The organism is Miltoncostaea marina (genome assembly GCF_018141525.1).
In the GTDB taxonomy this organism is placed as follows: Bacteria; Actinomycetota; Thermoleophilia; order Miltoncostaeales; family Miltoncostaeaceae; genus Miltoncostaea; species Miltoncostaea marina.
Genome location: NZ_CP064655.1, coordinates 1226551 through 1239585 on the forward strand (window position 1 = coordinate 1226551; position 13035 = coordinate 1239585).

Annotated in this window: 8 protein-coding genes and 1 pseudogene; 4 read left to right on the forward strand and 5 right to left on the reverse strand. The window is 79.1% G+C overall.

Features of this window, described 5'->3' with window-relative positions; genetic code table 11:
- Window positions 1-207: 207 nt before the first annotated feature.
- A complete protein-coding gene (gene ftsH / locus ITJ85_RS06145; RefSeq protein ID WP_217915476.1) occupies window positions 208-2439 on the forward strand; it encodes an ATP-dependent zinc metalloprotease FtsH in 2232 nt (743 codons plus the stop codon).
- On the opposite strand, the gene ITJ85_RS06150 is transcribed toward ftsH, so the two are convergent.
- Together ITJ85_RS06150 and ITJ85_RS06155 are read right to left on the reverse strand one after the other, a co-directional pair.
- Entirely contained in the window at window positions 2406-2816 is a 411-nt protein-coding gene (locus ITJ85_RS06150) for a hypothetical protein (protein ID WP_217915477.1), read from the reverse strand. The genes ftsH and ITJ85_RS06150 overlap by 34 nt on opposite strands.
- Before the next feature lie 64 nt (window positions 2817-2880).
- Window positions 2881-5589 (reverse strand): cation-translocating P-type ATPase, encoded by a 2709-nt coding sequence (locus tag ITJ85_RS06155; RefSeq protein WP_343233000.1) that lies wholly within the window; start codon window positions 5587-5589, stop codon window positions 2881-2883.
- Between the two features lie 249 nt (window positions 5590-5838).
- On the opposite strand from ITJ85_RS06155, the gene ITJ85_RS06160 reads away from it, so the two are divergent.
- Complete coding sequence (locus ITJ85_RS06160) at window positions 5839-6276, forward strand: hypothetical protein (protein ID WP_217915479.1); 438 nt, start codon at window positions 5839-5841, stop codon at window positions 6274-6276.
- Here ITJ85_RS06160 and ITJ85_RS06165 read toward each other — a convergent pair.
- The 3 genes from ITJ85_RS06165 to ITJ85_RS06175 all read right to left on the reverse strand — a co-directional run bounded on the left by ITJ85_RS06165 (window position 6233) and on the right by ITJ85_RS06175 (window position 10208).
- Window positions 6233-6874, reverse strand: coding sequence for a response regulator (locus tag ITJ85_RS06165; protein ID WP_217915480.1), 642 nt, complete (start codon window positions 6872-6874; stop codon window positions 6233-6235). The genes ITJ85_RS06160 and ITJ85_RS06165 overlap by 44 nt on opposite strands.
- Window positions 6875-7385: 511 nt before the next feature.
- Window positions 7386-9773 carry a glycoside hydrolase family 65 protein gene (locus ITJ85_RS06170; RefSeq protein WP_217915481.1) on the reverse strand — a complete coding sequence of 796 codons (2388 nt, stop codon included), beginning with the start codon at window positions 9771-9773 and terminating at the stop codon, window positions 7386-7388.
- A 111-nt stretch (window positions 9774-9884) separates the two neighbouring features.
- Window positions 9885-10208 carry a hypothetical protein gene (locus tag ITJ85_RS06175; RefSeq protein ID WP_217915482.1) on the reverse strand — a complete coding sequence of 108 codons (324 nt, stop codon included), beginning with the start codon at window positions 10206-10208 and terminating at the stop codon, window positions 9885-9887.
- Between the two features lie 220 nt (window positions 10209-10428).
- Here ITJ85_RS06175 and ITJ85_RS06180 point away from each other — a divergent pair, with 220 nt between their 5' ends.
- A complete protein-coding gene (locus ITJ85_RS06180; protein ID WP_217915483.1) occupies window positions 10429-12123 on the forward strand; it encodes a GTPase family protein in 1695 nt (564 codons plus the stop codon).
- A 92-nt stretch (window positions 12124-12215) separates the two neighbouring features.
- Window positions 12216-12602, forward strand: a pseudogene (locus ITJ85_RS17130) (GTPase); the annotation flags it as partial.
- Window positions 12603-13035 lie beyond the last annotated feature (433 nt).

Consider the following 13035-nt stretch of genomic DNA (forward strand, 5'->3'; position numbering starts at 1 on the left):
CCGTCCCGCGGGGCGCGGCGGTCCCGGCCGCCGCGGGCATGAATAGATGAAATACCGTCTGGAATTCCAGGGTTTACGCCTGTAGCCGGTTCCGCGGGAACGTCGGGCCGTCGCGGCGGCGCGACGCCGCCCCGCTGCGGCCTCCCCGAAGGCCCGGGCGCGCCGGCCCCGGATGACCGCGCGGGGGGGCGGCGCGAGGCTGGGGCCATGGCCGGCACGCCGCCCGAGGCCCGCGACGCCCGCCCCGGGCGGCTGCTGCCCTGGATCACCGTCGCGCTCGTGCTGCTGGTGGGCTGGGGCCTGGTCAACCGGTACGCGGCGGCGCCGCCCCGGGCCGAGCTCGACTACCCGGGCTTCGTCGCCCAGGTGCGGGCCGGCAACGTCGAGTCGGTGACCGCCCGGGGCAACGGCATCACCGGGACGCTCCGCCGCCCGGCGGGCGGGCAGGGCTCGGAGGGGTCGCTGCGCGACTTCCGCACCGAGCGGCCGGAGTTCGCCCGCGACGACCTCATGGCGCTGCTGCAGCGCGAACGCGTCGCCGTCGACGTCGAGCCGGCCGCGGAGGCCGGCTCGCCCTGGCTCTCGTTCGTGTCCGGGCTGCTGCCGATCGTCGTGATCGTGCTGCTCATCGGCTGGTTCCTGCGGCGTGGCCCGGCCGCGGGGATGGGGTCCTTCGGGCGCGCCCGGGCGCGCCGCTACGAGCCCACCACGGAGCGCACGACCTTCGCCGACGTGGCGGGCATCGACGAGGCCACGGAGGAGCTGCGGGAGGTCGTCGACTTCCTGCGCGAGCCCGACCGCTACCGGCGGCTGGGGGCCGCGGTGCCCCACGGCGTCCTGCTGTACGGCCCGCCGGGGACGGGCAAGACGCTGCTCGCCCGCGCGGTCGCCGGCGAGGCCGGCGTGCCGTTCGTCTCCCTGTCCGCGTCCGAGTTCGTGGAGATGTTCGTCGGCGTCGGCGCCAGCCGCGTGCGCGACCTGTTCGCGCAGGCGAAGGAGACCGCGCCGGCGATCGTCTTCGTCGACGAGCTCGACGCCGTCGGCCGGGCGCGCGGCCTCGGCGCGGCCCACGGCGGCAGCGACGAGCGCGAGCAGACGCTCAACCAGATCCTCGCCGAGCTCGACGGCTTCACCGGCAACGAGGGGGTCATCGTGCTCGCGGCCACGAACCGCCCCGAGATCCTCGACCCGGCCCTGCTGCGGGCCGGCCGCTTCGACCGGAGGGTGTCCGTCAACCCGCCCGACCGGGTCGGGCGCGAGGCCATCCTCCGCGTGCACACGCGCCACCACCCGCTCGACGCGGACGTCGACCTGGCCGTGCTCGCGGCCTCGACGCCCGGCATGGTCGGCGCCGACCTGCGCATGCTCGCCAACGAGGCCGCGCTCGTCGCGGGCCGCAGGAGGTCCGCCATGGTGTCGCAGCGCGACTTCACCGAGGCGCTCGAGAAGGTCCTGCTCGGCGCGGCCCGCCGCCTGGTCGTCTCGCCCCAGGAGCGCGAGCGGACGGCGTACCACGAGGCCGGGCACGCCCTGCTCGGGATGATCCAGCCCGGCGCCGACCCCGTCCGCAAGATCTCGATCGTGCCGCGCGGCCGGGCGCTCGGCGTGACGCTGCAGGCGCCCGAGGCCGACCGCTACGGCTACAGCGCGGACGAGCTGCGCGGCCGGATCGTGGCGATGCTGGGGGGCAGGGCGGCCGAGGAGCTGGTGTACGGGCAGCTCACGACGGGCGCCGAGGACGACCTCGAGGGGGCCACCGGCCTCGCGCGCCGCATGGTGGAGCGGTGGGGGATGTCGGAGGCGGTCGGGCCGGTGTCGGTCCCCGGCGGCGAGGAGCCGGCCGTGCAGGCCGCGCCCGCCGGCCGGGCCTCCGAGCGGATGCGCGAGCTGGTCGACGCGGAGGTGCGGCGCATCATCGACGACTGCCACGAGGACGCCCTGGTGCTGCTGCGCGACCGCCGCGCGGCGCTCGACTCGCTCGCCGGCGCCCTGCTCGAGCACGAGACGCTCGACGAGGCGGAGGCCTACCGCGCGGCCGGCATCCCGCACCCGCCGCGCCGGGCCACGACGCTGACCGCGGAGTCGGCCGCATCGCCGATCCGGGGCGACCCCGACGACCCGCGGGCGGGCGGGGCGCGAGGCTCGGGGGGACCGGCCGACGAGCGTGACGGGGGTGGAGCGATGGAGCTGCGGGACATGGTGGCGCGCACCGCGTGGCGGGCGGGGTCGAGCGAGGAGGAGGCCGACCGGCTCGTCGAGGCGTTCCTCCTCGAGCTCGGCCGGGCGGCGCTCGGCGGCGAGGTCGTGCACCTCGGCGACCTCGGCACCTTCCGCGGCGCCGTGTTCGCGCCGGGCCGGGCGCTGGCGGGCGCCACGGCGCCGGCCGGCTTCGGCGACGTCGAGGGCTACGACGAGGGCGTCGCGCCGCGCGACTCCTGACGGCGCGGGCGCGCCGGCCCCGGCGCGGGCGCGCCGCCCGCGCCCGGGCCGGTCACCTGCCGGTGCCGAGCGTCTCGAGCGGCGTCAGGGTGCCGTTGCGGCGGGGCGGGGGGTCGCACGCGGGGCCGCGCGCCACCCGCGCGCGCCCGTCGGTCGGGGTGGAGCCCGCCCGTGGCGTACGCCCGCGCGGCCGCCCGCAGCTCGGCCGCCTCGGCGCGGGTGAGCCGCGCGGGCCGCGGGCCCTCGCCGGGCCAGCCGACCCGGTCGGGCAGGCGGACCGCCGCGCGCAGGCGGGCGACCGCCGCGCGGGCGTCGCGGCCGGCCTCGATGTCCTGCACGAGCCGCTCGGCGGCGGGCACCAGCGCCCGGGCGAACACCGCCCGCCCGGCGGGCGGGCCGAGTCGGCGAACGCCCGCCCGGCGCCGCGGGTTGTCCGCAGCGCTACGGGACCGCGGTCGGCGCCGCGGCGCCGGGGGCGGGCCGCGGCAGGCGCCGCCGGCGCAGGGCGTCGGCGGCGTACACCAGCGGCGGGAATGCCGCCAGCATGGCCAGCGACCCGGCGCTCGGCACCGCCGTGCCGAAGAGGGGCTGCAGCGGCGGGAGCCCGACAAGCGCGATCGCGAGGACGACCTCGAGGATGATCCCCCAGACGAGCAGGCGGTTGGAGCGCAGCGGCGGCCGCGTGCGGGCCCCGTCCTCGACCCGCGACGCCATGGCGGTCCCGATCTGGCAGGCGACGATGCCGAGGAAGGTCATCGTCGTGGCGCGCAGGTAGGCCTCGTGGAGCGGCGCGCCGTCGCCGGTCGGGTCGCCCGGGCTCCAGCCGGCGGCGAGCAGCTCGGCGACGAAGCCCGCCATGACGAGCGCCGCCGAGACGATGCCCATGCCGCCCCACGCGCGCCGCAGCAGCGCCCGGTCCACCAGGCGGGCGGTCCGCGCCCGCGGCGGCCGGTCCATGACGTCGCGCTCCGCGCGCTCGCGGCCGAGGGCCAGCGCCGGCACGGTCTCGGTGCCGAGGTCGATCGCCAGCAGCTGCATCACGGTCAGCGGCAGCGGGATCGCCCCGCCCGAGAGCGCGAAGGCCAGGAACGGCAGCACCTCGGGCGGGGCGTGGGCGAAGATGTAGAGGATGAAGCGGCGCACGTTGGCGTAGACGCGACGCCCCTCCTCGATCGCGGCGACGACCGTCGCGAAGTCGTCGTCGGTGAGGATCATCGTGGCCGCCTCGCGGGCCACATCGGTGCCCGAGCGGCCCATGGCCACCCCGATGTCGGCGTGGCGCAGCGCCGGGGCGTCGTTGACCCCGTCGCCGGTCATGGCGACGACCGCCCCGTGGGCGCGCAGGTGCTCGGCGATGCGCAGCTTCGCCTCGGGCTCGGCCCTGGCGAAGATCAGGCCGTCGGGCTGCCGCAGCAGCGCCGAGAGCGCCGCGTCGTCCATGGCCGACAGCTCGGGCCCGGCGACGACGCGGGGCGCGTCGCGCACGATGCCCACCTCGCGCGCGATGGCCGCCGCTGTGACCCCGTTGTCGCCCGTGACGACGACGATCGCGATGCCGGCGCGGCGGCACCGCGCCACGGCGTCCGGCACCGCCGGCCGGGGCGGGTCGTGCATCGCCACGAGCCCGATCAGGCAGAGGTCGCGCTCGGCCGCGTCGGCGGCCGACGGCGCCGCCTCGCCCGCCCCGAGCGGCCGGTCCGCCACCGCGAGCACCCGCAGCCCGCGGGCGGCGAGGCCCTCCACCTGCGCCGACACGGCCGCGCGCTCGGCGGCGCCGAGGGGCCGCTCGGCGTCCTCCGCGTCGGCGATCCGGGTCGCGCGCGCGAGCAGCGCCTCGGGCGCGCCCTTCGCGGTCACGCGCAGCCGGCCGGCGGCGTCCTCGTCGACCGTCGCCATCATCCGCCGGGCGGGGTGGAAGTGGAACAGCCGCCGCCGGCGGGCCTCCCGCGCGACCGGGTCGACGCCGGCGCCGAGGGCGGCCGCCGCCTCGAGCATCGCCACCTCGGTCGGGTCGCCGGTCGCCCCGCCGGGGCTCCCCAGGTCGGCGTTGGCGCAGGCGGCGATGGCCGCGCCGAGCCGCGAGGCGGTGAGCCCGGGGGCCGCCGGGGGTGGCCCGTCGAGCCCGGCCGGCCCGGCGAGGGTCCACGCGGCGACGGGCCGCATGCGGTTGAGGGTGAGCGTGCCGGTCTTGTCGGTGCAGATCACGGTCGCGGCGCCGAGCGTCTCGACGGCCGACAGGCGCTTGACGAGCGCGCCGCGGCGGCTCAGCGTGCGCACGCACACCGCGAGCGCGAGCGTGATGGTGGGCAGGAGCCCCTCGGGCACGTTGGCCACGAGCAGCCCGATCGCGAAGCGCAGGGCGTCGTCGGCCGGCAGCCCCGCCGCGAGCCAGCCCAGCCCGAGGAACGCCGCGCCCATCGCCACGGCCACCAGCGCGATGATCCAGGCCGCCCGCTTCACCTCGCGCTCGAGCGGGCTCATCTCGCGCCGCCCGCGCTGCGAGAGCGCCGCGATGCGGCCGAGCTCCGTGCGCATCCCCGTGGCGCGCACGACCGCCACGGCCTCGCCGGCCGTGCAGAGGGTGCCGCTGAACACGCGCTCCTGCGCCTCGAGGGGCGACGTGTGGCCGTCCTCGCGGTCGGCCGCGCGGGTGACGGGGGCGGCCTCGCCCGTGAGCGCCGACATGTCGACCTCGACCTCGCCGGACACGAGCCGGGCGTCCGCCGACACGCGCTCGCCCTCGGTGAGCAGCAGCACGTCGCCCGGCACGAGGTCGCGCGCGGCGATCGCCCGCACCCGGCCGTCGCGGCGGACCGTCGCCTGCGCCGGCAGGTAGCCGCGCAGGGCGTCCACCGCCCGCTCGGCCTGGCGCTCCTGCGCGAAGGCCACCACCGCGTTCAGCACGACGACCGCGGCGATGGCGAGGGCGAGGACCGGCGTGCCGCTGAGCGCGGCGAGCCCCGCCGCCGCCCAGAGCAGGAGCGCGAGCGGGTGGACGACCTGGTCGAGGATCTCCCGCGGCCACGGCGCCCGCCGGCTGCGCACCAGCTCGTTGGGCCCGTGCGCGGCCAGCCGGCGGGCCGCCTCGGCCGAGCCCAGGCCGGACTCCGACGAGCGCAGGTCGCGGAAGGCCCGCGCGACGGCGGTCAGCCCGGCGCCGGGCGCCGCCGCCCCCGCGTCCGGCTCGTCCGTCGCGCCCGCGCGCCGTCCGGGGCGGGTGGCTCGTGGTGCGGCCGTGACGGTCCTCCTGCGCGTGGTGCCGGGCTCGCCCCCCAGTCTCCGGCCGCCGTGGCGGCGGCCGCATCGGGGCGCATGCGGTGCGCGGTTGCGGTCGACCCCGGAGGCGCCGGGGGCGCGGGATCGCGGCGAGCGGCGCGCGGGCGATGCCGATGCGGGCGGGTGCTCCTCGCCCAGGGGGTGCTCGTGGCCGGGGCGGCGATCTGCCACTTCGGCGTGCGCGGGCCGACCCGGTCGAGCCTCGCCCCGACGCAGCGGAACGCGCGCGACGTGGTGGCCGTGGAGCGGGCCCTCGGCATCGCCCTGGGAGGGCGGGCCCAGGACCTGATCACCGGCCACGGCGCGGCCGTGCGGGCGGTGAACGCGGTGTTCATCTCCGGGCACCGGCCCGTGATCGCCCTCACGCTCGGCTGGCTCCCGGCCACCCGCAGCCGGCCCCTCCGGCCCGCCGCGGTCGTCCCGCCGGTGGCGATGCCCCTCGCGGTCGTGGCGACGGCGGACCGCCACACGCTCGACGTGCTCGCCGGCGGCGTGGTGGCGCCGGACCGCGCGCCCGCTACCCGCGGCCCTCGAGCAGGCCCGCGTCCAGGGCGACCCTGACCAGCCCCGCGCGGGTGGTCACCCGGAGCTTCGTCATCAGGTGGGCGCGGTGGCTCTCGACCGTCCGGGCGCTCACGACGAGGGCCTCGGCGATCTCCTGGTTGGTGTGCCCGAGGGCCAGCAGGCGCAGCACCTCGCGCTCGCGGTCGGTCAGGTCGACCAGCGGCCCGTCCGCGGACGGGCCGGCCAGCGCGGCGCCGAGGGCGGGGTGCACGTAGCGCTCGCCGGCCGCCACGGCGCGGATCGCCCGCACCAGCTCCTCGTCGGCCGCCGACTTGAGCAGGTAGCCGTCGGCGCCGGCGTCGAACGCGCGCCGGACGTCGCGCGCCTGGTCGTGCATGGAGAGGAACAGGATCCTCGTGCCGGGGGCGCGGCGCCGGATCTCCCTGGCGCCCTCCAGCCCGCCCATGCCCGGCATCTCGACGTCCATGACGACCACGTCCGGCCGCAGCCGGGGCAGCGCGCGCACCGCGTCCTCCGCCGTCGCGGCGTCGCCGACCGCCACCACGTCCGCCTCGCGCTCCAGCAGCAGGCGCAGGCCGGCCCGCAGCACGGCGTGGTCGTCGACCAGCAGGATCCGCACCGGCGGGCCGCTCACCGGCGCGCGGGCCGCGCGCCGGACGTCCGCCCGCGGCTCACGTCGTCCCCCGGACGACGAGCAGGGCCCTGCCCGTCGTCCCGCACGACGGACGCAGGCGCCCCTCCGGGCCGCTCTGCAGGACCCGCGTTGCGCGCCCCGCCGTGGCGGGCGACGTCGGTCGGCGACTCCCGCGCCGCGCGCACGAGCGCCGCCCGCACGTCCTCCGGCACGACGAGGTGGAGCCCGGCGACGTCAACGTCGACCGCCGTGCCGGCCCGCCGCCGCTCGCGCGCAGCCTGCCGGGGTCGCCGCCGCGGGCCACCTCGACGCCGCCGCGGTCGCGGGGCCACGAGGCGCGGACGGCCGACCCGCCCTCGTCGCGGACGACGAGGGCCATCGCCCGCGGGCCGGCGGACTCGGCCACCGAGGCCAGCAGCTCCGCGTCGGCTGCGAGCGCGGATCACGCACCCCCGGCGAATCGCCTGCCCACAGTGTCACCCCCGCCCCGAGCATAGGACAGGGCGGCCCGTCAGCGCACCACCCTGCGCCGCGGCGCCCGGCCCGCCGGCTGGCGGGGCTCCGGCAGCGGCGGGGCCGGGGGGATGGGCCGGACGGCGGCCCGCTCGAGCCGGACGGGCTCGCCCCAGTGCTCGATGTCCATCGGGCCGTCGCCCGGATCGAGCCGGTAGCGCGCCTCGCCCGGCAGCACCTCGACGACGAGCCGGCGGCCGCGGAAGACGACCGGGAAGGCGAGCCGCGAGAGGGCCGCCGGCAGCCGGGGCCGGAACGCCAGCCCCGCGGGGGTGCGCCGCAGTCCGGCCAGCCCGGCGATCGCGGCCAGCAGCCCCCCGGCGAGCGAGGCCATGTGGAGGCCGGCGCCGATGTCGCCCGCCAGGTCCTCCAGGTCGCTCAGCGCGGCCTCGCGCAGGTAGTCGTAGGCGAGCTCCGTGTGGCCCACCTCGGCGGCGACGATCGCCTGCATCGAGGCCGACAGCGGGGAGTCGCGCACCGTCAGCTCCTCGTAGTACTCGAAGGCGCGGCGCGCGCCCTCCGCGCCGAAGGCGCCCGGGCAGGTGAAGACGGCCATCACGAGGTCCGCCTGCTTCACGACCTGGCGGCGGTACAGCTCGATGGAGTGCCGCCCCGCGTGCAGCGGGTACTCGTCGGGCGCGGTGCGCGCGAAGTCCCAGCGCTCGAGGTCGGTGGAGCCGGCGCTCTGCTGGTGCACGCCCCGTCGGGCGTCGTAGGGCAGGGCCATCGCCGCCGCCGCCCGCCGCCAGGCGGCCACCTCGTCCGCGTCGACGCCCAGCGCCGCCGCGATCGCGGGGTGTCGCTCGGACGCGTCGGCGGCGAACCGCATGTTGTCGCGGGCCATGAGGTTGGTGTAGGCGTTGTCGTCCTCGAGCGCGGAGTACTCGTCGGGGCCGGTCACGCGCTCGATGTGGAACCGCCCGTCCTCGCCGTGGTGGCCGTACCCGGCCCACAGGCGCGCCGTCTCGACGAGCAGCTCGACGCCCGCCTCGCGCTCGAACTCCTCGTCGAGCGTCACGTCGGCGTAGAGGGCCACCGCCCGCGCGATGTCGGCGTTCAGGTGGAGCGCGGCCGTCGCCGCCGGCCAGTAGTCGGAGCACTCCGCGCCGTCGATCGTGCGCCACGGGAAGACCGCGCCCGACAGGCCCAGCCGGCGCGCGCGCCGGCGCGCCGCGCCGAGCGTCGAGTGCCGCCAGCGCAGCGCGTCGCGCGCGACGTGCGGCTGCGAGTAGGCGAGGACGGGCAGGACGTAGGCCTCCGTGTCCCAGAACACGTGCCCGTCGTGCGCGGGGCCGGTGAGGCCCGTGGCCGCGATCGCCCGGGCGTCGGTCCCGGTCGCCGCCTGCACGAGCTGGAACTGCGCGAAGCGCAGCGCCCGCGCGAGCTCCGGGTCGCCGTCGACGTCGAGCCGCGTGCGCCGCCAGTACGCGTGCAGGTCGTCGGCCTGCATCCGGGCCAGGCCGTCGAAGCCCTCGGCCAGCGCGTTCTGCAGGCTCGCGTCGACCTGGTCGCGCAGCCACTCGACCGACTCGTCCGCCGACCAGTGGTAGGCCAGCAGCTTCACCAGCCGCAGCGGCCTGCCGGGCGTGAGCATCGCGGAGAGCGTCACCCGGCCCAGGTCGGGCTCGCAGGTGGTGCGCGTGAGCGGCGCGGACTCCGACTCGACGACGTGGTCCATGCCGGCCGCCAGCGACAGCCCGCTGCGCGCGGTCGTGTGCGCGAGCACCACGCGCAGGTCGTCGAGGGCGCTGAGGCGCGGGACCAGCACCGGCCCCGCCGCGCCGCGGCCGGCGCCCCCCTCGTCCAGCGGGTTGGCCAGCAGGTTCGACTGCAGCGCGATCCGCGACGGGGCGCCGAGCGCCTCGACCTCGTAGCTGATCGCCGCGACGCTGTGCATGCGCAGCGACACCAGCCGGCGGGTGGTGACGCGCACCGGCCGGCCGGTGCGCGTGGTCCACACCAGCTCGCGCGTGAGCTGCCCGGTGCGCATGTCCAGCGAGCGCTCGTGCCGCTCCAGCCGGCCGCTCGAGACGTCGAGCGGCTCGTCCTCGACCAGCAGGCGGATGAGCTTGCCGTCGGTCACGTTCACGATGAACTGGTCGGCCTCGCGGCAGCGGCGGTCCGGCGCGGCCCGCGCGGGGGGCAGCGTCTCGTGGAAGCCGTTGAGGTACGTGCCGGCGATCGCCCGCGGCTCGCCCTCGTCGAGGTTGCCGCGCAGGCCGAGGTGGCCGTTGGCGAGGGCGAAGACCGACTCGGCGAGGCCCAGGCGGCGCGGGTCGAGCGCCGGCTCGCGGACGATCCAGGGGCCGTCGGCGTCCCAGATCGGCGCCGGGCGGCCCGCGGCGGCGGGGCGGGCGCCCGCCCCGGTCTCGGTCGCGGCCCTCATGGCCCGACGATGCGGCCCCGCCGGTGCGGTTGCCATCCGGGCGGGCCCGCCCGCCGCCGCGCCGGCGCCGCAGCGACGTTGCGGGGACCCCGCGGCGCGCCCCGGTCGCCCTCAGGCGCCGCCCGGGTCGTCCGGCACGGCGAGCAGCTCGGGACCGAGGCGCACGTCGATGCCCTTCGCGGCCAGGCCGCCGGCGAGCTGCCCCACCGCATCCCGCGCGCCGTCGGTCACCCCGGCGACGTAGCCCTCGGCGAGGGCGGCGACCACGGCGTCGACGACCTCGTCAGTCACGCCCGCGTCCGCCAGCAGCTCCTCCGTCCGCTCCACGAGCGGCCGCATGGTGATCGCGGCGGCCAGCCCCGGGTGGACGCACTCGTCGAAGGTCATCGCGGCGTCCGCGGGTCCGGGGTCGTCGTCGGGGTGGGGGCGGGTCATCGAGCTGGTGGCCTCCGGTCGTCCGCGTGCCGTGCGCCTCGCGGCCCTCGATACCCACCGCGCCCCGGACGCCACGCGTCCGTGGCGATCGCATACGGCTTCGTTACACCGCCATCACATCGGGCGCGCCCGCGCCCCGCCGCCGGCGGCGGGGCGCCCGGGGGCGGGGCGCCGGCGGCGGCGCCGTTGTGCCGCCGCGGTGGGCGGGTACGGTGCGCCTGTGAGCCCCACCGCGGCAGAGCCCGAGGCGGCCGGCGCGCTCGAGCGGGCGCGCGACGCGCTGGCGGCGGCGCGCCTCGGGCTCGACGTGGCGGGCTCGGACGAGGGCCGGCGGGTGCGGGACGCGCTGGCGGCACAGATCGACGACTACCTGCTGCCGCGGCTGCGCGCGCGCGACGCGCCCCTGCTGCTGGTGGTGGGGGGCTCGACCGGCGCGGGCAAGTCGACGCTCGTCAACAGCCTGCTCGGCGCGGAGGTGAGCCCGGCCGGCGTGCTCCGCCCCACCACCCGCGCGCCGGTGCTCGCGTTCAACCCGGCCGACCGGCGCTGGTTCGAGGACGACCGCGTCCTGCCGGGGCTGGCCCGGGCGACCGGCGGCCCGGCCGGGGCCGGCGCGCTCCTGCTCGCGCCCTCCGCGGCCCTGCCCGAGGGCCTCGCGCTGCTCGATTCGCCCGACGTCGACTCGGTGCGCGAGGAGAACCGCAGCCTCGCGCGTCAGCTCCTCGCGGCGGCCGACGCCTGGCTGTTCGTCACCTCGGCCGCGCGCTACGCGGACGCGGTGCCGTGGGAGCTGCTGCAGGCCGCCTCCGAGCGGGGCACGGCGCTCGCCCTGGTGCTCGACCGCGTCCCCGACGACGCGGCCGACGAGATCGCCCCCCACCTGCGCGCGATGCTCGCCGAGCGCGGGCTCGGCGGCACCGAGCTGCTCGTCGTGCCGGAGGCCGGGCTGGAGGGCGGGCTGCTGCCGGCGGCCGCCCTGGCGCCGGCGCGCGCCTGGCTCGACGCCCTCGCCGCCGACGCCCGGGCGCGCGCGGCGGTCATCCAGCAGACCCTCGACGGCGCGCTCGCGAGCGTCGGCCCGCGCCTGGAGGCCGTCGAGCGCGCGGTGGCGGAGGAGGGCGCCACGGCCCGCCGGCTGCTCGGCGAGGTCGAGGCCGCGTACGCGCGCGCGCTGGAGGAGGTGGAGCAGGCGCTCGCGAGCGGATCGGTGCTGCGCGGCGAGGTGCTCGCCCGCTGGCACGAGGTCGTCGGCACCGGCGACGTGATGCGCTCGCTCGAGGCGCGCGTCGCCCGGGCGCGGGACCGCGTGCGCGGCGCGCTGACCGGCCGCCGCCCTGCGGAGGAGGTCGCGGCCGCGGTCGAGACGAGCGTCGAGTCGGTCGTCCGCGCGGCCGCCGCCCGCGCCGCCGAGCGGGCGGCGCGGGCGTGGGGCGACGAGCCCGCGGGCCGGTCGCTGGGGGCCGGGGCGGCAGGCCTCGACGCCGCCTCCCCGGGGCTCGGCGAGCGGATCGAGGGCGAGGTGCGCGCCTGGCAGGGCGAGGTGTTCGAGCTCGTCCGCCGCGAGGCCGGCGGCAAGCGGGCCACCGCGCGGCTCGCCTCGCTGGGGGTCAACGGCGCCGGCCTCACGGTGATGCTGGCCGTGTTCCTGCAGACCGGCGGGCTCACCGGCGCGGAGGTCGTGATCGCGGGCGGCACCTCGGCGGTCAGCCAGAAGCTGCTCGAGGCGGTGTTCGGCGACCAGGCGGTGCGCTCGCTGGCGGCGCGCGCCCGCGAGGACCTGCTGGTGCGCGTGCGGCGGCTGCTCGACGGCGAGGCGGCCCGGTTCGCCGCGCTGCTCGAGCCGGCGGTCGCCCCGCCGGAGGCCCTGGCCTCGCTGCTCGAGGCGCGGGCCGCGCTGGTGCGCGCGCGCCTGTGAGCGCCCTCGAGGCCCGGCTGGCGGCGCTCGCCGAGGCGGTCGAGGCGGCCTCGGGGCGGCTCGACGAGGCGGTGGTGGCCCCGGCGCGGGCGGTGCTCGCGAAGGCCGGCGAGCGCCTGCGGCTGGGCCTGAGGTCGACGACCGTCGCGCTGGCCGGGCCGACGGGCGCCGGCAAGTCGTCGCTGTTCAACGCGCTGGCGGGCGACGAGGTGGTCGCGGCCGGCCGCCTGCGGCCGACGACCGCCGCCGCCACCGCCGCCCTGTGGGGCGAGGCCGATCCGGCGCTGCTCGAGTGGCTGGGCGTCGCCCGCCGCCATCGGGTGCCCGCGGACGCCGCCCTCGACGGGCTGGTGCTGGTCGACCTGCCCGACTTCGACTCGGTCGAGACGGCGCACCGCGTCGAGGTCGACCGGCTCGTGGAGCTGGCCGACCTGATCGTCTGGGTCGTCGACCCGCAGAAGTACGCCGACGCCGCCTGGCACGACCGCTACATGCGGCGGCTGGCCTCGCACAGCGGGTCGATGGCCGTCGTGCTGAACCAGGCCGACGTGCTGGCCCCGCCCGCCGCGGCCGCGGCGCGGGGCGACCTCGAGCGCCTGCTGCGGGACGACGGCGCCGACGGCGTCCCGGTGATGACCGCCTCCGTCCGGACGGGGGAGGGGCTCGACGAGCTGCGCCGGCTGCTCGCCGGGCGCGTCGCGGCCCGGGAGGCGGCGGTCGCCCGGCTGGCCGCGGACGCGGGCGCGGCGGCGGCCCGCCTGCGGGCGGCGTGCGGGGCGCCGGCGGAGCGCGCCGCCGGCCGCGACGCCGTGCGGCGGCTGACCGACGCGCTGGCCGACGCCGCCGGCGCACCGGCCGTGGTGGCCGCCGTGGAGGGCTCGCACCGGCGGCGCGGCGCGCTCGCGACCGGCT